The organism is Curvibacter cyanobacteriorum (assembly GCF_028649475.1).
GTDB lineage: Bacteria > Pseudomonadota > Gammaproteobacteria > Burkholderiales > Burkholderiaceae_C > Curvibacter > Curvibacter cyanobacteriorum.
In genome coordinates this window covers 77833-98557 of record NZ_JAQSIP010000009.1, presented here as the reverse complement: position 1 = coordinate 98557, position 20725 = coordinate 77833, and the positions used below count along the sequence as shown (strand labels likewise).

Sequence of the window (20725 nt, the reverse complement as noted above, 5' to 3'; positions counted from 1 at the left end):
AAGAAACCGGCCCAATCGACCCCGCCCGGGCCAGGCTCAGCCAGCCGTGCTGGACTCGTCGACGCCGAAATTGACGCGCGGTGCCACCGCACACATCAGCTCGTAGCCCACAGTGCCCGCCGCCCGCGCCACCTCGTCGATGGGCAAGGTGGTGCCCTGGCTGGAGCGCCCCCACAGCGTGACCTCGGAGCCAAAACCAAAGGGCACACCGGCGTGTTCCAGCGGGGTCAGGTCGAGCATCAGCATGTCCATGCTGACGCGGCCCAGCAGGCGCGTGCGCACGCCGTTGACCAGCACCGGGGTGCCGGTGTCGCACAGGCGCGAATAGCCGTCGGCGTAACCACAGGCGGCCACGCCCACGCGCAACGGCTGTTCGGCGACAAAGCGCGAGCCGTAGCCCACGCTGTCACCGGCCTGCAGCGACTGCACCGCGAGCAGCTTGCTGCTCAGGGTCATGGTGGGCTGCAGGCCCCAGTCGGCTGCGCTGTGCTCGGGGAAATCGGGCGCGCTGCCGTACAACACGATGCCCGGGCGCACCCAGTCGCTCTTGATGCGGGCCCGTTCGGCGTGGCGCAGTGTGGCCGCGCTGTTGGCCAGGCTGCGCTCGCCGGGCAGGTCGGCGGTGGCGCGCAGGAAGGCTTCTTCCTGGTACGCAATGCCGCGCGGGCCGTCGGCGTCGCTGAAATGGGTCATGAGCGAGATCTCGTCCACCTGCGGCAATGCGTTGAGCCGCGTCCAGGCCGAGCGGTAGCGCTCGGGCGTGAAGCCGAGGCGGTTCATGCCCGAGTTCATCTTCAGGAACACGCGCTGCGGCAGCTGGGTTTTGTGCGCGGCCAGCATGTCGATCTGCTCGTCGCAATGCACCGCGTGCCACAGGTCCAGGCGCGAACACAGCTCCAGGTCGCGCGGCTCGAAGACGCCTTCGAGCAACAGGATCGGCCCGCGCCAACCCAGGCGGCGCACGCGCTCGGCCTCCGCCAGGTCGAGCAGGGCAAAGCCATCGGCGCCGCGCAACCCCTCGAACACCCGCTCGATGCCGTGCCCGTAGGCATTGGCCTTCACGACCGCCCAAACGCGGGCGTCGGGAACCGATTGACGCACGCGCGCCAGATTTTGCTGCAATGCAGCAGTGTGGACAGTGGCCAGGATCGGGCGGGGCATAGGGCAATCAGGGAGAGGAAGTGAAGGGATTTTGGCACCGGCCCCAAGGGGTGGCGTGATATAACCAACTGCCTTTTTGAGGCCATGTTCAACATTACAAAAGTATCAGTTTTCCTGATGCTCGAATCAGCCACTCAATGAAGCGCGGTTTCTACACCATCATGTCGGCGCAGTTTTTCAGCTCGCTGGCCGACAACGCCATCTTCGTGGCCGCCGTGGAACTACTCAAAAGCGATGGCGCACCCGAGTGGCAACGCGCCGCTTTGGTGCCCATGTTTGCGCTGTTCTATGTGATCCTGGCCCCCTTCGTGGGGGCCTTCGCTGACGCACAGCCCAAGGGCAAAGTGATGTTCATCAGCAACGCCATCAAGGTGGTGGGTTGTCTGTTGATGCTCTTTGGCACCCACCCGCTGATGGCGTATGCGGTGATCGGGCTTGGCGCGGCGGCCTACTCGCCGGCCAAGTACGGCATCCTCACCGAGCTGTTGCCGGCGTCGCAACTGGTCAAGGCCAATGGCTGGATCGAAGGGCTGACCATCGCCTCGATCATCCTGGGCGTCTTGTTGGGCGGCCAACTGGTGGGGCATTCGGTGTCCGGCCTGTTGCTGTCGTTTGACTTCCCGGTCTTCAACACCGGCATCGACACCCCGCCCGAAGCCGCGATCTTTGTGCTGATCTTCATCTACGCGCTGGCCGCCTGGTTCAACACCCGCATCCCGCACACCGGGGTTGAAATGCGCCCGATGCGCCAGGACCCCGAACTCAGCGTGGCGCGCAACGCACTGAACCTGCTGCCCGACTTCTGGAGCTGCAACTCGCGCCTGTGGAACGACAAGCTGGGCCAGATCTCGCTGGCCACCACCACCCTGTTCTGGGGCGTCAGTGGCAACCTGCGCTACATCGTGCTGGCCTGGAGCGCTGCGGCGCTGGGCTACAGCACCACCCAGGCCTCGTCCCTGGTGGGCGTGGTGGCGATCGGCACCGCGGTTGGTGCGGTGCTGGCCTCGGTGCGCATGCGCCTGGACCAGGCCACCAGCGTGATGCCCCTGGGCATCGGCATGGGCATGCTGGTGGTGCTGATGAACTTCATCGACAACGTGTGGGTGGCCGCACCGTTCCTGATCCTGCTGGGCGGGCTCGGCGGTTTCCTGGTGGTGCCCATGAACGCCTTGCTGCAACACCGGGGCCACAACCTGATGGGTGCCGGGCGCTCGATCGCGGTGCAGAACTTCAACGAGCAGGCCTGCATCCTGGCCCTGGGCGCGCTCTACAGCCTGTCCACCAAGTACGGCATGTCGGCCTTTGGCGCCATCACCGGCTTTGGCCTGATCGTGGCCACCGCGATGTGGCTGATCAAGCGCTGGCACCACCGCAACACGGTGCAGCACAGCGAAGAACTGCAACGCCTGATGGCAATCGCCCGCAACGACCCGGGGCACTGAAGCCCCCCCACCCCTTCAAGGGCCGGCCTCGCCGGCCTTTTGCTTTTGGCCATGCCCTCCACCCCCTCGCCCGCCCCCGCCACGCCCTTGTTCAGCGTGCTGGCCCTGATGTTCAACGCCTTCGTGTGGGGCGTGTCGTGGTGGCCACTGCGGCAACTGGAGCAGGCCGGCCTGCACCCGCTGTGGGCCACCGCGCTGATCTACCTGATGGCGCTCGGCTGCACCCTGCTGGCCTTCCCCAGCGCCCTGCGCCAGTGGCTGGACCAACCCGCGCTGTGGGGCCTGGCGCTGGCCGCCGGGCTGACCAATGTGTGCTTCAACTGGGCCGTCACGGTGGGCGATGTGGTGCGCGTGGTGCTGTTGTTCTACCTGATGCCGCTGTGGGCCGGTCTGCTGGCCTGGTGGCTGCTGGGCGAGCGCCCGCGCGGGGCCGACCTGCTGCGCATGGGGTTGGCCCTGGGCGGTGTGGCGGTGGTGCTGAAAGCCCCGGGCAGCGGCTGGCCCGTGCCCGAGTCGCTGTCCGACTGGCTGGGGCTGACCGGGGGCTTCAGCTTTGCGCTGACCAACGTGATGCTGCGGCGCCTGCACCAGACGCCCGCGCCGGCGCGGGTGCTGGCCATGTTCGGCGGCGGCTCGCTGCTGTCGGCCCTGACCGCCGGGGTGGGCCTGAGCCAGGGCCTGGTCACCCCGCTGCCCGCACCTGACCTCGCCTGGCTGGCCGGGGCCGCGGCGCTGAGCATGGCCTACCTGGGGGGCAATGTGGCGCTGCAATACGGCGCCTCGCGGCTGCGCTCCAGCACCACCGCGCTGGTGATGCTGTCGGAGGTGCTGTTCGCCAGCGCCTCCGCCGTGGCCCTGGGCGCGGCCGAACTGCCGCTGCGGGTCTGGCTGGGGGGCGCGCTGATCGTGGCGGCGGCAGCCTGGTCGGCCTGGGCCCCCTCTCAGCCGCCCACCCACGATTGACGGGGGTCTTGCCGGGCCGGGCCTGCAGCCCGGCACGGCTCGGGGCTACGATGCCCCCTCCACGCCCAGAAAGCCCACCATGAGCTCCCTTTATGACTTTGAAGCCCTGTCCATTCAGGGCCAGACTGTGCCCTTGCGTCAGTTCGAAGGCCAGGTCCTGCTGATCGTGAACACCGCCAGCGCCTGTGGCTTCACGCCGCAGTTCGCCGGCCTCGAGGCCCTGCACCAGCGCTATGGCGCCCAAGGCCTGGTGGTGCTGGGCTTCCCGTGCAACCAGTTTGGTCGTCAGGACCCGGGCAGCGACGAGCAGATCGCCAGCTTCTGCCAGCTCAACTACGGGGTCACTTTCCCGATGATGCACAAGATCGACGTCAACGGTGGCGACGCCCACCCGCTGTACCGCTGGCTGTGCGCCGAGGCCCCCGGCCTGCTGGGCAGCAAGGCCATCAAATGGAACTTCACCAAGTTCCTGGTCGGTCGTGATGGTCAGGTGCTGCGCCGTTTCGCGCCGCAGGACACGCCGTCCCGGCTGGCCAGCGACATCGAGCAGGCCCTGGCCGCCCCCCGCACCGCCGCCCCTTGAGGCGCGGCGCCCCGGTCAGGCCGCGCCCGCGCCGGGCCGCTGGAAAGCGCGCACCCCCATCAACACGCCCGCCACCAGCAGGGCGATGCCCCCGCCCGTGACCGGGGCCGGCCACTCGGCGCGGTGCCAGAAGCCATAGGCCAGGGCCGACAGGGTTTCAAACACGATCAGCTGACCGGTCAACGAGGTTGGCAGCAGCTTGCTGGCCCGGCTCCAGGCCAGGGTGCCGGCCCAGGACGCGAACAGGCCCATGGCCAGCATCAGGCCCAAAAACAACAGCGGCCGCGGGCCCCAACCCATGAGCCAGGGCGCCCCGGGCTGGCTCAGCCCCTGCCACAGGCCCCACAGCAGCCAGCCCAGCAGCGCCAGCGGCAAGGTGGCCAGGCCCTGGGCCGTGGTCCAGGTGGTGGCCGACAAGCCCGGGTGGGCCTTGAGCCAGCGCGCATTGCGGATCGGGTACCAAGTCCAGGCGGCCACCGCCACCAGGGTGAGGGCCGCCCCCGCGGCGTAGGCGTGGCCGTGGCCTGCCTCGATGCGGCCCATCTCGGTCTGATTGACCAGCGCAATGCCCAGCGCGATCAGGCCCAGCGAGGGCATCAGACGGGCCCAGGGCAAGGAGCGGTCGTGCCAGTTGGCGCTGACCGCGATCACCACCGGCAAGGTGCCAATCAACACACTGGCCAGCGGCACCCCGGCGGCCTGGATGCCCGCCGACAGGAACAGGTAGTAAATGATGTTGCCCACCAGCGCCAGCTTGAAAGCCTCCAGCCAGTCCGCGCGGCGCAGCGCCGCCAGCCGCTGCCGGTCGGGCCAGGCCAGCAGCAAGGCCACCACGCCAAAGGCAATGTAGCGGCCAAAGGCCAGCGCCGCGGGGGTGTAGTCGGGCAGCAAGGCTGGCGCCACGAACACCAGCCCCCACATCAGCCCAGCGGCCAGCGCATACGCCACCCCGCGAATCAAATCCCCTGCGGCCATCCGTTCCATCCACGATTCCATTCAAGACGCGCAGTGTGCCTGCACCGCCAGGCGCTTGTCTTGGACCAGATTGCGCTGCGCGGTGGGCGGATGGGACGGTGAAGCGAGGCGCTGCTGCCAGGGCGCCGCCGCGCGCGGGCCGTGTGCTCAGCCACCGCCGCGGGGCCGGCACCCCCTCGCCCACCCCCACGCAGGCCGAGGGCGGGCGGACAGGACGTCAGACGCGTGAGTCGATGTCGAACGACGCCGGAGGGCGCCCGGCAGCCTCAGGCGGCCACCGCCAGCTGCCGCTGGTAGGCGCCGGGGGTGATGCCGTAGAGACGGCGCAGCAAGCGGTTCAGGTGTGGCTGGTCGGACAGACCGACGCTGGCCGCCACCTCGGCCGGGGCCAGGCCACGCGCCAGCAAGGCCTTGGCCCGGGCACCACGCCGGGCCTGCACAAAGACCTGGGGCGTGTGGCGCGTGCTCTGCTTGAAGCGGCGCAGAAAGTGAAACGGCGACAGGCCCGCCTGGCCCGCCAGGTCTTCCAGCCGCAGCGGCTCGTGCAGGTGGGCTTCGATGTAATCACGCACCCGCGCCAGCACCTCGGGCGCCAGGCCAGCCACCGGCTGGGCCGCGGCCCCTTGCCCGTGGCGCGCCACCAGGGCCGACGCCAGCAGGCAGAGCTGGCTGTCAAAGGCCAAGGGGTCGTCGGCGCCCTGCCACAGCCGGTCCAGCGCCGCGGTGACGCGCTGGCCCAAGGCCGGGTCGTCGACGGTGGGCTGGGCAAAGCGGCGCACGCGCTGGCCGGTCAACTCGCTCAGCGTGGCGGCCTCGATGTAGACCATGCGGTAGCGCCAGCCCTGGGCGGTGGCGGCATGGCCGGTGTGCAACTCGTCTTCGTCCATCAGCACCAGCGAGCCCGGCCCCGCCAGGTGTTCGCTGCCGCGGTATCGGAAACGCTCGACGCCCCATTCGACCGAGCCGATGCCAAAGGCATCGTGCGCGTGCGGTGCAAACGCATGGTCGACGATTTCGGCCCGGTACAGCTCCACCCCCGCGCGGTGTGGCACCCGGCGGTACAGGGCGCGGTCGCGCGGCGAATCAAACTGCTGGGGCACCCCGCTGGGACGGGGCCCAGGCGCCAGGGTGGAAGGGGCGTCGGACATGGGCGCCATCTTAGGGCCTGAGCCTGGTCCGGGCGGGGCTCAGGCCCGGCCGGCCGGCGCCCAGGCGTGCTGCTGCAACTCGGCCAGGGTGACGAACTGCAGCGCGCGTTCGTGCGTGGCCTCCAGCACCACGGGCGGCGCGACGCCTGCCGCCAGGGCCTCGCGCCAGCGCAGGGCGCACAGGCACCAGCGGTCGCCGGGCCGCAGCCCGGCGAAGCGCCATTCGGGTCGCGGGGTGGAGAGGTCGTTGCCGCGCGCCAGCGAAAAGGCCAGAAAGTCCGCTGTGACGCGGGCGCAAATCACATGCGACCCCGTGTCGGCGGCGTCGGTGTGGCAGCAGCCATCGCGGAAGTACCCGGTCAGCGGGTCATAGGAGCAGGCCATCAAAGCGCTGCCCAGCACATTGCGGGCGGAGGGCGAAGAAGACATCGGTCACCTGAACAAAGAAACACCAGCCCACAGTGTGCGCCAAGGCGGATGCCCGTGACCCCGGTCGGACTCTCGCGGGCCGGTCGGGGCCCCGCCGTCAGGGCGCGCGCTGACGGCGCTCCTGCTCGACCTGGCGGAACAGGTCGGCCAGGGTGCGACCGGGCTCGTCACGGAAGCGCTGGGCCAGCACCTCCATGGCGCCGATGCGGTCGACCCGGAAGCTGCGCAACGCCTCGCGCGTTTCGCACCAGGCGGCCAGCGTCCACACGCTGCCCCAGTAAAAGCAACCCAGCGGGCGCAGCGTGCGGGTGCTGTCCGTCCCGTCCAGGGCGCGGTACTGCACCCGCACCTTGTGGCGGGTCTGGGCCGCCTCGCGCAAGGCCTGCAGGCGCTGCTGCACCTCGGGGCTCTGGCCCACGGCGGGCGCAAACAAGACCAGCGACTCGGCGGCGGCCCGCGCATCGCGCGGCAACACGGACAGGATCTTGCTGAGCGCGGACTCGGCCTCGCGGGCCAGCGCCGGGTCCAGGCAGGCCTGGGCCAGGCGCACCGAGGCCACCAGGGCGCTGGCCTCGGCCTGCGAGAACATCAGCGGCGGCAACTCGAAGCCGGCCCCCATGCGGTAGCCGACCCCGGCCTCGCCCTCGATCGGCACGCCTTGGTGCTGCAGCTCGGCCACGTCGCGGTAGACGGTGCGCTCGGACACCTCCAGCCGCTCGGCCAGAAAGGCCGCCGTGCTGAGACGGCGCCCGCGCACCAGTTGAACGATGTGGAACAAACGGTCGGCGCGGCGCATGGTGGAAGGGGTGACAAGCCAGTGGAATGGGGGTAGAGCCCCCAGGATAAGGGACTCAGTCCAGCCAAGCCGCCACGCCCATGGCCTGCGCGATCAAGCCCATGTCATGGGCGCTGACCTCGAACAGGCCAAAGCGAAAGCGCGCGCCCCAACGCTGGCGGTCTTCAACAAACTCGAACCGATCGAGCAGGGGCGCAATCGGCACCTCGCGGGCTGCCGAGGCATAGTGCACATCCCGCCGGAAGGGCACCAAGCCGCCCCCCATGTCGAAGGCGTAGGGCTCACCGGCGGCCACTCGGCCAAGGGAGACAAAGCTCTGCAGGCGGTCATGGCCGGCCATGCGGGTGGCCGGCGCGTAGTAGGCCACCGAGTCACCTGGGCGCAACCGGGCCAAGGGCGCGCGCCGGCCATGGCAGACCTGCATGAAACCCAGCGGCTGGGCCTCGCGGCCGCGGCGGGCATGCTCGGCGCAGGCCACGGCAATCCAGTGGCGCGGTGCCACGGCCTGGGGCGCCGGGGCGAGCGGGAAACCGGGCAACACCGTCTGCATGGTGCGGCTCCGCTTCAGCGTTGCACGGTGTGCAGGCCCACCGTGTTGCCTTCGGTGTCGCGCACATGGGCGATGAAGCCGATGCCGTGCGGCAACTCGATGCAGGCGTCGAGCACGGTGCCCCCGGCGCCGGCCACCCGGGCCACCGCGGCATCCAGCGAGGGAGCGCAGTCCAGGTAGGGGCGCACACCGGCATCGGGAGCGACCCGGCGCTGCGGGCCGGCCACCAGGCAGCCGCCCGGGGCAGGTTTGTCGTGCGGGAACACGGCCATGGGGCCGCCCCCCAAGTCTTCGCGGTGCAGGGGTCGGGCCAGCACGGCCTCATAAAAGGCCTGGGCGCGATCCAGGTCGGCGCAGGGGATCTCAAACCAGTTGAGGGCCGAGCCAGCACGGGAGGGGATGGCCGGGGTGGAGGGGGTGTGCGACATGGCAGCGTCTTTCAGTCGGGGTTAAACAGGACTGCCATGGTGCCGGGGGGCTGCTGACAACGGGGTGTCAGCAGGCTGCAGACCGGGGGCGCCCAAGCCCCCGGGGCGGGGGCTTCAGACCGGGTCGGCGGCCACCGGCGTGGCCGGGGCAGCGCGGCGCTGGCGCGCGCGCTCCAGGGTGCGGGCCGCGTCGCGCGGGTCCAGGCCATACATGTCGGCAAAGGCCTCCAGGCTCTGCGCGCTGGCTTCGAAGGCGCGCAGTTGGGCTTCATCGCGGGCGGCCTGGCTGGCGGCCTCGGCCAGGGCTTCGTCGAGCACGGCATTGGCGGCCTCGTCGCGGCTCAGCACCAGGGCGGCATAGGCCTCGCGGCTGAGGCCCGAGGCTTCGAAGGCCTGGATGATGCGGCGGCGCAGCTTGGGGCGCAGGTCTTCACCAGCGCGCTGCTGGCGGCGGCGGAACACCTCGGTCAGCGCGTGGTAGATGTGCTCAGGCGCCAGCGCCTCGACCGACTGGCCTTGCAGGTCGTGTCGGGCCAGCCCGGCGGCCATGGCCGTCAGGTAGCGGCTGGAGCGGGTGTGCAGGGCCAGGGCGGCTTTGAGGGCTTCGCGCTCGAACAACTCGGGGTGGGCCTCCAGCAGGTCCTGGAAGATGCCGCGCTTGAGCGGCAAAAAGTGCTCGCCAAACAAGGCCGGGTACAGGCCTGCGAGTTGCTCCAGCACCGGGTGGCTGCGCGGTGCGCGCGGCGCACTGGGTGGCTGGCCTGCAGCGGGCGCGGCCTGGGCGGCAGCGTCGCGGCGGGGGCCTCGGCGCCCGTCACCTCGGCCACCGGCAGGGCGGGCCGCGTCACGACCTTCGGGGCGACCCGCGGGGCGACCTTCTGCGCGAGCGTCAGGGCGACCGGCGCCCCGGCCGGCGCCACCGCGGCGGCCGCGCCCACCGCGCGGGCTGCGCTCGGTGGCCGCGGGGGCTTCAGGGGCTGCGGCGGCCACAGGGCTCACGGCAGCAGCGTCGGACGCCCCCGACACCACGGGGGTGTTGGCGGCCTGGCTTTGTTCTTTTTCGGACACGGAGTCGGTCATGACGTGGCGGTATTGAAGAGAGGGCTAACCCGCCATCATGCCAGCCCTCGGCGGTCGGGGCCAAGTGGCGCGCCCCCGCGGGCCGGCCACGGGGGGCCGTTCAGGCCTGCAAGGCCTCGTCCAGCACCTCGACCCAGTGCCGCACCGGGGTCGCGGTGCCGCTTTGCAGGTGGGTGATGCAGCCAATGTTAGCGCTGACGATGACCTCCGGCTGCAGGGCCTCCAGGTGGCCCACCTTGCGGTCGCGCAGTTCGTACGAAATGTCGGGGTTGAGCACCGAATAGGTACCGGCCGAGCCGCAGCACAGGTTGGATTCGGTGCGCGTGAGCTGCACCTGGAAGCCCAGCGCGCCCAGGTGCTTTTCGACCCCACCGCGCAGCTGCTGGCCGTGCTGCAAGGTGCATGGCGGGTGGTAGGCCACGACGCCCTTGGGCGCCGCGCGCAGGCGGTCTTGCAGCAACGGCACCAGGTCGGGCAGCAGCTCGCTGAGGTCACGGGTCAGGGCGCTGATGCGGGCCGCCTTGTCGGCGTAGTCCGGGTCGTCGCGCAGCTGGTGGCCGTAGTCCTTGACGGTGACACCGCAGCCCGAGGCGTTCATGACCAGGGCCTCGACTTCACCGCTGGCCACCAGGGGCCACCAGGCGTCGATGTTGGCGCGCATCTGGGCCAGGCCGCCGGCCTGGTCGTTGAGGTGGAACTTGACGGCGCCACAGCAGCCGGCCTTGGGCGCCAGCACGGCTTCGATGCCGGCGGCGTCCAGCACGCGGGCGGTGGCGCTGTTGATGTTGGGCGACATGGCGGGCTGCACGCAGCCGGCCAGCATCAGCACCTTGCGGGCATGCGAGCGGCTGGGCCAGCGGCCCGCGTCCTGCGGCAGCGGCACCTTGGCACGCAGGGTCGGCGGCAGCAGACCGCGCACGCTCTGGCCCAGCTTCATGGCTGGTCCAAACAGCGGCGAGCTGAGGCCTTCTTTGAGCAGCCAGCGCACCGCCTTCTCGCCGGTGGGGCGCGGCACCTGCTCGTCCACGATCTGGCGCCCGATGTCGACCAAGTGTCCATATTGCACGCCGCTGGGGCAGGTGCTTTCGCAGTTGCGGCAGGTCAGGCAGCGGTCCAGGTGCAACTGGGTCTTGCGCGTCGGGGTCTGGCCCTCGAGCACCTGCTTGATCAGGTAGATGCGGCCACGCGGCCCATCGAGCTCGTCACCCAGCAACTGGTAGGTCGGGCAGGTGGCGGTGCAGAAGCCGCAATGGACGCACTTGCGCAGAATGGCCTCGGCCTCACGGCCGGCGGCGCTGTCCTGGTACTGGGGAGCGAGGTGGGTTTGCATGGTCGGGACTCACAAAACAAATTCAAAAAACGGCCTCGGGGCCACGGCGCGGCTCAGGGCCCCTTGGCGGGGCCGGGGGCCTCGGGCTCCAGCATCCGCCCCAGGCGCCGCAGATCGCCCAGCAGCGGGGGCAGGGACAGCAACAGCAACACGGCGGCCAGCGGCAGCACCCAGATGAAACCGATGTGCTTGAAACCCGCCGCCCCCACCACCCCGCCGACCGTGAACAGGCCCAGCAGGGTGCCCAGCAGGCGCAGCCGGTGGCGGTTGGCGCGCACCAGAACCGGGGCCGGCGTGCGGCCATTCCAGTAGACCAATTTGCCCAGTTCGATGCCCAGGTCGGTCAACACCCCGGTCATGTGGGTGGTGCGGATCTGGGCCGAGGACATCTTGCTCACCACCGCGTTCTGCAAGCCCATGATGAAGGCCAGCAACAGCACCGTGACCGGCACCGCAAACGGGGTCTGGTGGTTCAGCGTGCCGCCGATGAGGCCGAACAACAGCATCAACAAAGCTTCCAGCAACAGGGGCAGCGCGTAGCCGCTGCGCAGGTGGTGCACCCGGGCCCAGTTGACCAGCAAGGCGGTCACCGCCGCGCCGCAGGTGAACGACAGCAGCACGCCACAGGCCGACACCACCAGCAACAGGTTGCCCAGCACCAGGTGGTCGGCCAGCATGGAGACAAAGCCCGACATGTGCGAGGTGTACATGCCCACCACCAGAAAGCCCCCGGCGTTGATCGCCCCCGCATTGAAGGCCAGCAAAAAGCCCAGCATGCGGTTGATGGACGGGGTGCGGTGCAGACCCGTGAGGTGACGCAGGCGGCGCATGGCGGTGGCTGGGGCGGTGGCCTGACGGCGGGCTCACCAGCCCCGGTACAGGCGCCCGTGGCTGAACAGGCCCACCGGGTCGAACTGCTGCTTGAGGCTGCGCTGGATGCGCTCCAGCGGCGGCGACAGCGGGGTGAAGACCTCCAGTGCCGGGTCCGGGCCGCGGAAGCGGGTGGCGTGGCCGCCCACGCTGACGGTGTGGTGGCGCAGGCGTTTGGCCTGTTCGGACGGCGCCTTGACCCAGCGCTGGGCCCCGCCCCACTCGATCAGGGTCGGGCCCAGTTGCAGGGGAACGGCGGTGTCGGGGACCGACAGCCGCCACAAGGAGTCTTCGCCTTGCAGGGTAAAAAAGGGATGCGTCTGTTCGCGCAGCGACTGCCAGAACGCCGTGGCCTCGGCGTCGTTGAGCCGCTCCCCGCCCAGGCGCTGGCCCGCAGACTGCACCGCGGCCACCGCGCCGCGCAGGCGCACGGTCAACTGCCCATCGAGCCAGCAGGAGGCGTTCAGCGGCAGCGGCTGACCCGCCCATTCGTTGAGCTTCTTCAGCGCCGAGGCTTCGTCGAAGGCGAAGCGCAGCGTGGCTTCGGCCACCGGCACCGGCAGCACCTTGAGCGACACCGACGTCACCAGGCCCAGCGTGCCCAGGGCCCCGGCGAGCAGGCGCGACACGTCGTAACCCGCCACGTTCTTCATGACCTGGCCGCCAAAAGTGAGGTGCTCTGCCTTGCCGTTGACCATCTCAAGGCCCAGCACATAGTCGCGCACGCTGCCCACGCTGGCGCGGGCCGGGCCCGCCAGCCCCGCGCCCAGCATGCCACCCACGGTGGCGCCGGGGCCGAAGTGCGGCGGCTCAAAGGGCAGGCACTGGCCGTGCGCGGCCAGGGTGGCCTCGAGCTCCGCCAGCGGCGTGCCCGCCCCCACGGTGACCACCAGCTCGCTGGGCTCGTAGGCGCTGATGCCGCTCAGGCCCCGGGTGTCGAGCACCTGCCCGTGCAGGGCCTGGCCATAGAAGTCTTTGGTGCCGCCGCCACGGATGCGCAGCGGGGTGGCCGCATCGGCGGCGGCGCGGATGCGTTCGATCAGGGTTTGCAGGGCAGTCTCCATCTCATCGATGGTAAGGCGACCGGCCGCATTTGCAGCAGGCCCCGGACCTGAATTTTTTGAATCTTCAGCGTGCAAAAAATGATGGGGCGGCCGGGGCTCAGCCGCCCCAGACCTGCTCAAGCCCCGGGCCCGATGGGTCGGCGGGCGCCTCGGCCAGGGCGCCGGGGTAGACCCGCCCTGGGCATTCCAACTCCAAGCCCACCAGTTGGCGGCGGAAAAAGCGCACCCGCAGCAGGTCGCCGGCGGCTGTCAGGTCGCGGTACTCGGTGAGCTGCACCGGCTGCCCTGGCGGCAGCGCGGCGGGGGTCAGGGTGGGTCGGTGCGCACGGGCCGCGGCCAGCGACATGCCCAAGGACAGGCCCTCGAAGCTGAACGCACCCGGGAAGGCACGGTAAAAACCCACCACCCCGAGCTGCTGCTGCACGTCGATGCGGGCGAAACAGCCGTGGTTGACGCCCCAGATGCCGCCCTGGTCCTGGGGTTCGGGTGGGCGCCAGTCGTCGTCCAGGGCCAGGATGAGCGCGCTCAGGGGCTGGCGCGGGCGCAATTGGGCAAACAGCTTGGGTTTCATGCGAACGGTGAAGGGGCCACGGGGCACATGGTGGCCATTCTTCATCGTCCGAGGCGGCCCGCAAGCCGGTCTGTAAACCACCCTCGTCCGGCGGGACAGGACTTACATTTCCTCGAAGAAATTCACCGGCAAGCCGGGCACCTCGACGCGTGCCACCAACACCCGACCGTTCTCCGGCCAATGCGCCAGCTCCCCCTCGGGGCGCCCTTTGGAGGCCGTCGTGACATACAACGTGCGGCCGTCCGGCCCCCCAAAACAGGGCATGGTGGGGCAGCGGGCCGGCAGCGGCAGCTGGGCCAGGCACTCGCCACTGGGGGCTAGGCGCAGCAGGCGTCCGCCCTCGAACTGGGCGCTCCAGTAGCAGCCTTCGGCATCGACCGCCGCGCCGTCGGGGCGCCCGCCGTAGCGCGCCGCCCCCGCCCAATCGTCGGCCCGGTAGCCATCGGGCTTGCCGGGCCACTGCGCAAACACCCGATGCCGGGTCAGCACATTGGCGCCCGCATTCCAGTCCCAGGCGTCGATGCGGTGGGCGGCCGTGTGGGCCCAGTAGAGGGTGCGGCCATCGGGCGACCAGGCCAGGCCATTGGAGACCACGTTGTTGAGCGCCTGCAACTGCACTTCGGGGCGCCGGCCGCCGCGCGCGTCCAGGCTGTAAAGCTCGCCCTGGCAGCGGTCGCGCGGTTCGTACATGGTGCCACCCCAGAAGCGGCCCAGGGGGTCGCATTTGCCGTCATTGAAGCGGGTGGTGCGGGGGTCGTGGGTGAAACGCACCAGGCAGTGCAGCGGGCCGCCCCAGTCGCGGGCGCGGTACATGCCGTCGCGCAGCGCGATCACCAGCCCACCCGCCCGCGCCGGCGCGATGCAGCCCGGCTCGGACGGCAGGTCCCAGCGCTCGCGCCACCCGGTGACCGGGTCCTGGCGCAACACCGCCTGGCCCGGGATGTCGACCCAGTACAGGCGTTGCTCGGTCGGGTGCCAGAACGGCGACTCGCCCAGCGCGTCGCGCTCGGGGCTCAGGGCATGCCAATCGAGTTCAAGCGTGGGGACGTGGCTCATGCGGGCTCCTTGGTCTGTGGCGATGGCCTGGGACCGCAGCGCCGCTGGACCCTCCCGGGCCAGGGTGCCAGGCCTGAACGCCAGGGCTTGGTGGGGGATTTGATTGTGCCTGCTCGGCGCTGGGGCAGCACAGAGGCCCGAAGGTCGGGTGTTGGGGCCAAAAAAAGGGCCCGCCGAAGCGGGCCCAATATCCAAGGGAGACTCTCACTGAAAAAACGCACCGGAGGGTCGCAGGGCAGCTACGCCCCCCCGGCCATGGTGGCTCAACGGTTGTAGGCCGTTTCGCCGTGCGAGGTGATGTCCAGGCCTTCGCGTTCGTCTTCTTCACTGACGCGCAGGCCGATGGTCAGGTCCACCACCTTGTAGGAGATAAAGGAAACCACGCCCGACCAGACCACCGTCAGCAGCACGGCCTTGGCTTGCACCCAGACTTGCGAAGCGATCGAGTAGTCAGCGGCGGTGACGCCGGTGGCCGTGACCCAGTCAGCCACGAAGCCGGGGCCGCCCAGGGAAGGCGAGTTGAACACGCCGGTCAGCAGGGCACCCAGGATGCCGCCCACACCGTGCACGCCGAACACGTCCAGGGTGTCGTCAGCGCCGAGCAGCTTCTTCAGACCCGTCACACCCCACAGGCAGATGAAACCTGCCAGCAGACCGATGACCAGGGCACCGCCGATGCCGACGTTGCCAGCGGCCGGGGTCACAGCGACCAGACCGGCCACAGCACCCGAAGCAGCACCCAGCATCGAAGCCTTGCCCTTGTGCAGGGCTTCGCCCACGGACCAGGACAGCACAGCGGCAGCGGTGGCGGCCAAGGTGTTGATGAAGGCCAGGGCAGCGAAGCCGTTGGCTTCTAGCGCGGAGCCGGCGTTGAAACCGAACCAGCCCACCCACAGCAGCGAGGCGCCGACCATGGTCAGGGTCAGGCTGTGAGGCGCCATCGATTCCTTGCCGTAGCCGATGCGCTTGCCGACCATGAAAGCACCCACCAGGCCAGCCACAGCGGCGTTGATGTGCACCACGGTACCGCCGGCGAAGTCGAGCGCGCCCCATTGCCAGATCAGGCCGGCCTTGCCGGTCATCTCGTCCACCACTTCCTTGGCGGTGTAGGCGTCCGGACCCATCCAGAACCAGACCATGTGGGCGATCGGCGCGTAGCTGAAGGTGAACCACAGGACCATGAACATCAGCACGGCGGAGAACTTGATGCGCTCAGCGAAGGCACCGACGATCAGCGCGCAGGTGATGCCGGCGAAGGTGGCCTGGAAGGCGGCAAACACGATCTCCGGAATCACGACGCCCTTGCTGAAGGTGGCCGCGTTGGCGAAGGTGCCGGCTGCGTTGTCCCAGACGCCCTTCATGAAGAGGCGATCGAAGCCGCCGATGAAGGCACTGCCTTCCGTGAACGCGAGGCTGTAGCCGTAAACGAACCACAGCACCACGATCAGCGAGAAGGTGACCATCACCTGCATCAGCACGGACAGCATGTTCTTGCTGCGCACCAGGCCACCGTAGAACAGGGCCAGGCCCGGCACGGTCATCAAGATGACCAGCAGGGTGGAGACCATCATCCAGGCGGTGTCGCCCTTGTTGGGCACCGGTGCCGGAGCGGCATCGGCAGGGGCTGCCGCAGCGGCAGCGGGGGCAGCAGCGTCGGCCGGCTTGGCGTCGGCCTTGGCATCAGCCGCCGGTGCCGTGGCAGCCGGGGCTTCTGCAGCGGGCGCAGCGGGGGCCTGGGCGAGCACGGCGTTGCCGGCGAACATCAGACCGAAACCCAGTGCAAGTGTTGCTAAGAGTTTTTTCATGGTTTTGACTTTCTTGAGGGCAGGACCGGGGTCTCGCTTACAGGGCCTCTTTGCCGGTTTCGCCGGTACGGATGCGCACCACCTGCTCCAGGTCGTACACGAAAATCTTGCCGTCACCGATCTTGCCGGTGCGCGCGGCGGATTCGACCGCTTCAATGACGCGCTCGACGAGGTCGTCGGCCACGGCGGCTTCGATCTTCACCTTGGGCAGGAAGTCAACGACGTATTCAGCGCCGCGGTACAGCTCGGTGTGGCCTTTTTGGCGACCAAAGCCCTTCACTTCCGTGACGGTGATGCCTTGCACACCCATGCTCGACAGTGCTTCACGCACCTCGTCCAGCTTGAACGGCTTGATGATGGCGGTAACGAGTTTCATGCGATCTCCTAGTGCGGGGCGCGGATCAGAAGTTGTACTTCACGCTCACGACCAGACCGTCGCGACCCAGGTTCTTGCCGGTGGGCGAGACATAAGCGCCGGACTTGGCGTCGGTGCCTTGCAGGGCGCCAGACACCACGAAGCCGTTGCCCAGGTCCTTGTTCAAGGTCAGGGCGTAGTCGGTGTACGAGTAGAAGCCGTTGTTCTTGACCAATTGGCGGCCAATGTGGGGCACCAGGGTCAGGCCGTTGCCCAGGTCGAAGGTGGCCGACACGTCGAGGTAGCCGCTGTTCTTGCTGTTGGGGGTACCGAACAGGTTGGAGGTGCTGTGCGAGTACTTGGCGGTGACCACGCTGTAGGTGATGGCGCCATACAGCTCGTCGGTGTTGGCGTTGGCGCCCGACACGTTGCGGTAGGTGTTGTTCAGGTACTGGTAACGCAGGTAGCCGACGTCATAGGCCACGTCCTTGACGATCTCACCGCGGTAGCCAGCGTACAGGTCCAGCTCGACCGGGCCCTTGACGGGGGTCGAAGCGATGACACCAGCGTCCTTGATCCACTTGATGGTGGAGCCCCAGGCGCCGACGTAGAAGCCGCTCGAGTGGGTGAAGTCAACGCCACCTTGCAGCGCCGGCTTGAAACGGGTTTGGGAAATGCCACGATAACGGTATTCAGAAGCTACGCTGACGTTGAACGCCAGGGTACTCTCAGGGGCAGCCGCGGGCGCCGTCTGGGCAAACGCAGAAGCACCAGCCACGGCCAGGGCAGCCAGGATCATTGTTTTTTTGGCGTCGAGTTTCACAGAGTTCTCCTGTTAAAAAAAATCATCGGGTTGACGGTTCAGCTTATGCAGACTTCATGCCAACCCACTTGAAAGCCTGCACGGCGCCCCCAGCCCCCTGAGCGGCGCCCCAAAACGGTCGCCTCATTTGTTACTCAACGGTGACAAATGCACAAATTTGGTGCAATTGAGCGCAGCGTACGCCGATCTGGGTCCCAATGCACCCATCTGGGGGCTATTGAATTGGGAGCGCAGTGCACATGAGTCTTTCTTTGGTGCAAAGTCGGGCCCTGCTGGGCTTCGAGGCCGTGTCGGTCACCGTGGAGGTGCATCTGGCCAATGGGCTGCCGAGTTTCACGCTGGTCGGCCTGGCCGACGTGGAAGTCAAGGAAGCGCGCGAGCGCGTGCGCTCGGCGCTGCAGAACGCGGGGCTGGTGTTCCCGCACAACCAGCGCATCACCGTCAACCTGGCCCCCGCCGACCTGCCCAAGGATTCAGGCCGCTTCGACCTGCCCATGGCGCTGGGCCTGCTGGCGGCCAGCGGGCAGATCGACGGCGCCCGGCTCGCGGGTTATGAGTTCGCCGGCGAGCTGTCCTTGTCAGGCGCGCTGCGGCCCGTGCGCGGCGCACTGGCCATGAGCCTGGCACTGCGCCACGGCGGCCAGGCCACGCGCCTGGTGTTGCCCCCCGGCAGTGCCGAAGAAGCCGCGTTGGCCCCGGGCGCCGAAGTCTGGCGCGCGCAGCACCTGCTGGACGTGGTGCAGGCCTTTGCCCTGCCCAACGCCGAAGCGCCCCCGGAGGAGCCAGGGCCAGGCTGGGTTCGGGTGAGCGGCCAGCCCCTGGCCGCAGCGCCCCACTACCCCGACCTCAGCGATGTCAAAGGGCAGGCGGGTGGGCGGCGCGCCCTGGAAATCGCCGCCGCGGGCGGCCACAGCCTGCTGATGTGCGGCCCCCCCGGCGCGGGCAAATCGATGCTGGCCCAGCGCCTGGCGGGCCTGCTGCCGCGCATGACGCTGGACGAGGCGCTGGAAAGCGCAGCCCTGCGCAGCCTGGAGCGCCACTTCCCGCTCGACCAATGGGCCGTGCGCCCCACCCGGCAACCGCACCACACGGCCAGTGCGGTGGCCCTGGTGGGGGGCGGGTCGCCGCCCCGCCCCGGCGAAATCTCGCTGGCCCACCACGGCGTGCTGTTCCTGGACGAGTTGCCCGAGTTCCCGCGGGCCGCGCTCGAAGCCCTGCGCGAGCCGCTGGAGACCGGGCGCATCACCATCTCGCGCGCGGCGCGGCAGGCCGATTACCCCGCCCGCTTTTTATTGGTGGCGGCGATGAACCCCTGCCCCTGCGGCTACCACGGCTCGCGCCAGGGCGCCTGCCGCTGCAGCCCGGACCAGATTGCGCGCTACCAAGGCCGGCTCAGTGGGCCGCTGCTGGACCGCATCGACCTGCATGTGACGCTGAACGCCCTGAGCCCGGCCGAGTTGCTGCGCGCGCCCGCCAGCGCCAGCAGTGCCGAGGTGCGCGACGGGGTGCAGGCCGCGCGCGACCGGGCCCTGCAACGCCAGGGCGTGGCGAACCAGCAGCTGGCCGGCCAGGCGCTGGCGCAACACGCCCGGCTGAGCCCCGAGGGCCAACCGTTCATGGAGGCCGTGGCCCAGCGCCTGGGCTGGTCGGCGCGCAGCCTGCACCGGGTGCTGCGGGTGGCGCGCACCATCGCCGACCTGGCCGGGGCGCCCGACCTGGACATTCCCCACCTGGCCGAGGCGGTGCAGTACCGGCGTGGCCCGGGCCAAGGCGCCTGACCGGGCCTGGGCCACAGGCGGTCGGCGCTCTCGCACTGACGCCTGCTGGACAGCCATGGGGCGACAAAAGCGCGGCCGGCGGGCACACTGACAGGCTTTGCCGCCCGGGGCCTGCGAACGCCCCTTTGTCCTGACCCATGCCCGCTGCCGTGCCTGCTTCCCAGCCCTCTGCCGCCTCCGAGGCCCAACGCGTCCGTTTTGTCGCCTGGCTGTCCCTGCCGCAACTGATCAGCTGGGGCAGCGTGTTCTACGGCTTCGCTTTGCTGATGGAGCCCCTGGAGCGCGACCTGGGCATGGGCCGCGCCGAGTCCTCGCTGGCCTTCAGCCTGGCCCTGCTGGTCGAGGGCCTGATGGCCTGGCCCGTGGGCCGCTGGATCGACCGCGGGCTGGAACGCCGGGTGATGGCGGGTGGCTCATTGTTGTTGGCCGCGGGCCTGCTGCTGCACAGCCAGGTGAACAGCCTGGCGGGCTTTTATGCGGTCTGGGCCCTGCTGGGCGCGGGCATGGCCTGCGCGCTCTACATGCCCTCGTTCGCGGTGGTGACGCGGCGCTACCCCCACGACTTCCGCCGCGCCATCATCACCTTGACCTTTCTGGGCGGACTGGCCAGCACGGTGTTCATCCCGCTGACCGACTGGTTGATCAACCACCAGGGCTGGCGCCAGGCCGTGGTCTGGCTCGGTGGCCTGCAGTTGCTGATCTGCCTGCCCTTGCACCTGCACCTGCTGCGCGACGCACCGCCCCCGGCCCCGCGCGGGCCCCGCCCGGCCGGGCCCGCGGCGGTTTCAACCGGCGAGGGCGTGGCCCAACTGATGCGCCGCCCCACCTTTTGGCTGGTGGCGTGTTTCAGCGTGCTGCTGATGTCGGTCACGACGGCGGTGCCCGCCCACATGGTGCCGCTGCTGCGCGAAAGCGGGCTGTCTCCGGCCTGGGTGGTGGCCCTGCCCGCCAGCATGGGGGTGGTGCAGGTGCTGGGGCGCTTGCTGCTGTTCTTCTTTGAAAAGCACTTTGACGTGCACCTGGCCAACCGGCTGATTCCCTGCTTGATTCCGCTGGGCCTGGTGATCTTGCTGTTGGGCCACGGCATGACCGCCATGGCCTGGCTGTTCGCGGCGCTCTATGGCCTGGGCAACGGCATGCTGACCATCGTCAAGGGCACGGCGATCGCGCAGTACGTGAGCCGCGAGCACGCGGCCACCTTGAATGGCGCGCTGGGCGTGCCCAGTGCGCTGGCGCGCGCCTCGGCGCCACTGCTGCTGGGCCTCATGTGGCAGGCCGACACCGGCTACCGCAACGGCCTGCTGTGCCTGCTGGCGGTGGCCGTGATCGCGGTGCTGGCCCTGGTGCAGGCGCAGCGCCTGCATTTGCGCGCCCACGCGGCTCAGCCGGGCCCTGCGGGGGCCTGAGGCCGGGGCCCCGCCACCACCGGCCCCGCCCGGGCCGGTGCGCCCACGTCTCGGGGGGACTGACGGCGCACACCCGCATGAGGCCAGCAAGCGCCGGCCCGGCCCCCACCCG

21 protein-coding genes are annotated in these 20725 nt (G+C 69.6%); 5 read left to right on the top strand and 16 right to left on the bottom strand.

Annotation, left to right across the window (positions count from 1 at the left end; translation table 11 throughout):
* Positions 1-36 precede the first annotated feature (36 nt).
* Positions 37-1161, bottom strand: coding sequence for an alanine racemase (gene alr / locus PSQ40_RS17345; RefSeq protein ID WP_273953147.1), 1125 nt, complete (start codon positions 1159-1161; stop codon positions 37-39).
* Between the two features lie 137 nt (positions 1162-1298).
* Here alr and lplT point away from each other — a divergent pair, with 137 nt between their 5' ends.
* From lplT to PSQ40_RS17330, 3 genes are all read left to right on the top strand, one after another.
* Entirely contained in the window at positions 1299-2603 is a 1305-nt protein-coding gene (gene lplT, locus PSQ40_RS17340; protein WP_273953146.1) for a lysophospholipid transporter LplT, read from the top strand.
* Positions 2604-2654: 51 nt separating this feature from the next.
* Complete coding sequence (locus tag PSQ40_RS17335) at positions 2655-3566, top strand: DMT family transporter (protein ID WP_273953145.1); 912 nt, start codon at positions 2655-2657, stop codon at positions 3564-3566.
* Between the two features lie 79 nt (positions 3567-3645).
* Positions 3646-4149, top strand: a complete 504-nt coding sequence (locus tag PSQ40_RS17330) for a glutathione peroxidase (RefSeq protein WP_273953144.1) — start codon at positions 3646-3648, stop codon at positions 4147-4149.
* Positions 4150-4164: 15 nt separating this feature from the next.
* Here the strand turns inward: PSQ40_RS17330 and PSQ40_RS17325 are convergent, their stop codons facing one another.
* From PSQ40_RS17325 to PSQ40_RS17255, 15 genes are all read right to left on the bottom strand, one after another.
* On the bottom strand, positions 4165-5124 hold the full coding sequence (locus tag PSQ40_RS17325; RefSeq protein ID WP_273953226.1) for a DMT family transporter: 960 nt from the start codon (positions 5122-5124) through the stop codon (positions 4165-4167).
* 266 nt (positions 5125-5390) lie between these two features.
* Complete coding sequence (locus PSQ40_RS17320; protein ID WP_273953143.1) at positions 5391-6272, bottom strand: AraC family transcriptional regulator; 882 nt, start codon at positions 6270-6272, stop codon at positions 5391-5393.
* Between the two features lie 39 nt (positions 6273-6311).
* A complete protein-coding gene (locus PSQ40_RS17315) occupies positions 6312-6701 on the bottom strand; it encodes a DUF2237 family protein (protein ID WP_273953142.1) in 390 nt (129 codons plus the stop codon).
* Between the two features lie 97 nt (positions 6702-6798).
* A complete protein-coding gene (locus tag PSQ40_RS17310) occupies positions 6799-7497 on the bottom strand; it encodes a helix-turn-helix transcriptional regulator (RefSeq protein ID WP_273953141.1) in 699 nt (232 codons plus the stop codon).
* Between the two features lie 55 nt (positions 7498-7552).
* Complete coding sequence (locus PSQ40_RS17305; RefSeq protein ID WP_273953140.1) at positions 7553-8047, bottom strand: EVE domain-containing protein; 495 nt, start codon at positions 8045-8047, stop codon at positions 7553-7555.
* 14 nt (positions 8048-8061) lie between these two features.
* Positions 8062-8475, bottom strand: coding sequence for a VOC family protein (locus PSQ40_RS17300; protein ID WP_273953139.1), 414 nt, complete (start codon positions 8473-8475; stop codon positions 8062-8064).
* Between the two features lie 114 nt (positions 8476-8589).
* Entirely contained in the window at positions 8590-9555 is a 966-nt protein-coding gene (locus tag PSQ40_RS17295; RefSeq protein ID WP_273953138.1) for a ProQ/FINO family protein, read from the bottom strand.
* A gap of 100 nt (positions 9556-9655) precedes the next feature.
* Entirely contained in the window at positions 9656-10885 is a 1230-nt protein-coding gene (glcF, locus tag PSQ40_RS17290) for a glycolate oxidase subunit GlcF (RefSeq protein WP_273953137.1), read from the bottom strand.
* 53 nt (positions 10886-10938) lie between these two features.
* Positions 10939-11715 carry a YoaK family protein gene (locus PSQ40_RS17285; protein WP_273953136.1) on the bottom strand — a complete coding sequence of 259 codons (777 nt, stop codon included), beginning with the start codon at positions 11713-11715 and terminating at the stop codon, positions 10939-10941.
* Positions 11716-11748: 33 nt separating this feature from the next.
* The gene (gene glcE, locus PSQ40_RS17280) at positions 11749-12819 is read right to left on the bottom strand and encodes a glycolate oxidase subunit GlcE (RefSeq protein WP_273953135.1); all 1071 of its coding nucleotides are present in this window, start codon (positions 12817-12819) and stop codon (positions 11749-11751) included.
* Positions 12820-12916: 97 nt separating this feature from the next.
* Positions 12917-13390 (bottom strand): DUF7256 domain-containing protein, encoded by a 474-nt coding sequence (locus PSQ40_RS17275; protein ID WP_273953134.1) that lies wholly within the window; start codon positions 13388-13390, stop codon positions 12917-12919.
* A gap of 102 nt (positions 13391-13492) precedes the next feature.
* Positions 13493-14446, bottom strand: coding sequence for an SMP-30/gluconolactonase/LRE family protein (locus PSQ40_RS17270; protein ID WP_273953133.1), 954 nt, complete (start codon positions 14444-14446; stop codon positions 13493-13495).
* 263 nt (positions 14447-14709) lie between these two features.
* Positions 14710-16251 carry an ammonium transporter gene (locus PSQ40_RS17265; protein WP_273953132.1) on the bottom strand — a complete coding sequence of 514 codons (1542 nt, stop codon included), beginning with the start codon at positions 16249-16251 and terminating at the stop codon, positions 14710-14712.
* Between the two features lie 37 nt (positions 16252-16288).
* Entirely contained in the window at positions 16289-16627 is a 339-nt protein-coding gene (glnK, locus tag PSQ40_RS17260; protein WP_273925434.1) for a P-II family nitrogen regulator, read from the bottom strand.
* Between the two features lie 25 nt (positions 16628-16652).
* Complete coding sequence (locus PSQ40_RS17255; protein WP_273953225.1) at positions 16653-17405, bottom strand: TorF family putative porin; 753 nt, start codon at positions 17403-17405, stop codon at positions 16653-16655.
* A 263-nt stretch (positions 17406-17668) separates the two neighbouring features.
* On the opposite strand from PSQ40_RS17255, the gene PSQ40_RS17250 reads away from it, so the two are divergent.
* Complete coding sequence (locus PSQ40_RS17250; RefSeq protein ID WP_273953131.1) at positions 17669-19207, top strand: YifB family Mg chelatase-like AAA ATPase; 1539 nt, start codon at positions 17669-17671, stop codon at positions 19205-19207.
* A gap of 149 nt (positions 19208-19356) precedes the next feature.
* Positions 19357-20613 carry an MFS transporter gene (locus PSQ40_RS17245; protein WP_273953130.1) on the top strand — a complete coding sequence of 419 codons (1257 nt, stop codon included), beginning with the start codon at positions 19357-19359 and terminating at the stop codon, positions 20611-20613.
* Positions 20614-20725 lie beyond the last annotated feature (112 nt).

Excerpts from the sequence above, each read along its gene's own strand:
- alr (WP_273953147.1), bottom strand. The coding sequence starts at position 1,161 with ATGCCCCGCCCGATCCTGGCCACTGTCCACACTGCTGCATTGCAGCAA.
- PSQ40_RS17300 (WP_273953139.1), bottom strand. The coding sequence starts at position 8,475 with ATGTCGCACACCCCCTCCACCCCGGCCATCCCCTCCCGTGCTGGCTCG.
- PSQ40_RS17265 (WP_273953132.1), bottom strand. The coding sequence starts at position 16,251 with ATGAAAAAACTCTTAGCAACACTTGCACTGGGTTTCGGTCTGATGTTC.
- PSQ40_RS17330 (WP_273953144.1), top strand. The coding sequence starts at position 3,646 with ATGAGCTCCCTTTATGACTTTGAAGCCCTGTCCATTCAGGGCCAGACT.
- glnK (WP_273925434.1), bottom strand. The coding sequence starts at position 16,627 with ATGAAACTCGTTACCGCCATCATCAAGCCGTTCAAGCTGGACGAGGTG.
- PSQ40_RS17295 (WP_273953138.1), bottom strand. The coding sequence starts at position 9,555 with ATGACCGACTCCGTGTCCGAAAAAGAACAAAGCCAGGCCGCCAACACC.
- glcF (WP_273953137.1), bottom strand. The coding sequence starts at position 10,885 with ATGCAAACCCACCTCGCTCCCCAGTACCAGGACAGCGCCGCCGGCCGT.
- lplT (WP_273953146.1), top strand. The coding sequence starts at position 1,299 with ATGAAGCGCGGTTTCTACACCATCATGTCGGCGCAGTTTTTCAGCTCG.
- PSQ40_RS17250 (WP_273953131.1), top strand. The coding sequence starts at position 17,669 with ATGAGTCTTTCTTTGGTGCAAAGTCGGGCCCTGCTGGGCTTCGAGGCC.
- PSQ40_RS17310 (WP_273953141.1), bottom strand. The coding sequence starts at position 7,497 with ATGCGCCGCGCCGACCGTTTGTTCCACATCGTTCAACTGGTGCGCGGG.
- PSQ40_RS17320 (WP_273953143.1), bottom strand. The coding sequence starts at position 6,272 with ATGTCCGACGCCCCTTCCACCCTGGCGCCTGGGCCCCGTCCCAGCGGG.
- PSQ40_RS17305 (WP_273953140.1), bottom strand. The coding sequence starts at position 8,047 with ATGCAGACGGTGTTGCCCGGTTTCCCGCTCGCCCCGGCGCCCCAGGCC.
- PSQ40_RS17270 (WP_273953133.1), bottom strand. The coding sequence starts at position 14,446 with ATGAGCCACGTCCCCACGCTTGAACTCGATTGGCATGCCCTGAGCCCC.
- PSQ40_RS17275 (WP_273953134.1), bottom strand. The coding sequence starts at position 13,390 with ATGAAACCCAAGCTGTTTGCCCAATTGCGCCCGCGCCAGCCCCTGAGC.
- PSQ40_RS17335 (WP_273953145.1), top strand. The coding sequence starts at position 2,655 with ATGCCCTCCACCCCCTCGCCCGCCCCCGCCACGCCCTTGTTCAGCGTG.
- PSQ40_RS17255 (WP_273953225.1), bottom strand. The coding sequence starts at position 17,405 with ATGATCCTGGCTGCCCTGGCCGTGGCTGGTGCTTCTGCGTTTGCCCAG.
- glcE (WP_273953135.1), bottom strand. The coding sequence starts at position 12,819 with ATGGAGACTGCCCTGCAAACCCTGATCGAACGCATCCGCGCCGCCGCC.
- PSQ40_RS17325 (WP_273953226.1), bottom strand. The coding sequence starts at position 5,124 with ATGGCCGCAGGGGATTTGATTCGCGGGGTGGCGTATGCGCTGGCCGCT.
- PSQ40_RS17315 (WP_273953142.1), bottom strand. The coding sequence starts at position 6,701 with ATGTCTTCTTCGCCCTCCGCCCGCAATGTGCTGGGCAGCGCTTTGATG.
- PSQ40_RS17285 (WP_273953136.1), bottom strand. The coding sequence starts at position 11,715 with ATGCGCCGCCTGCGTCACCTCACGGGTCTGCACCGCACCCCGTCCATC.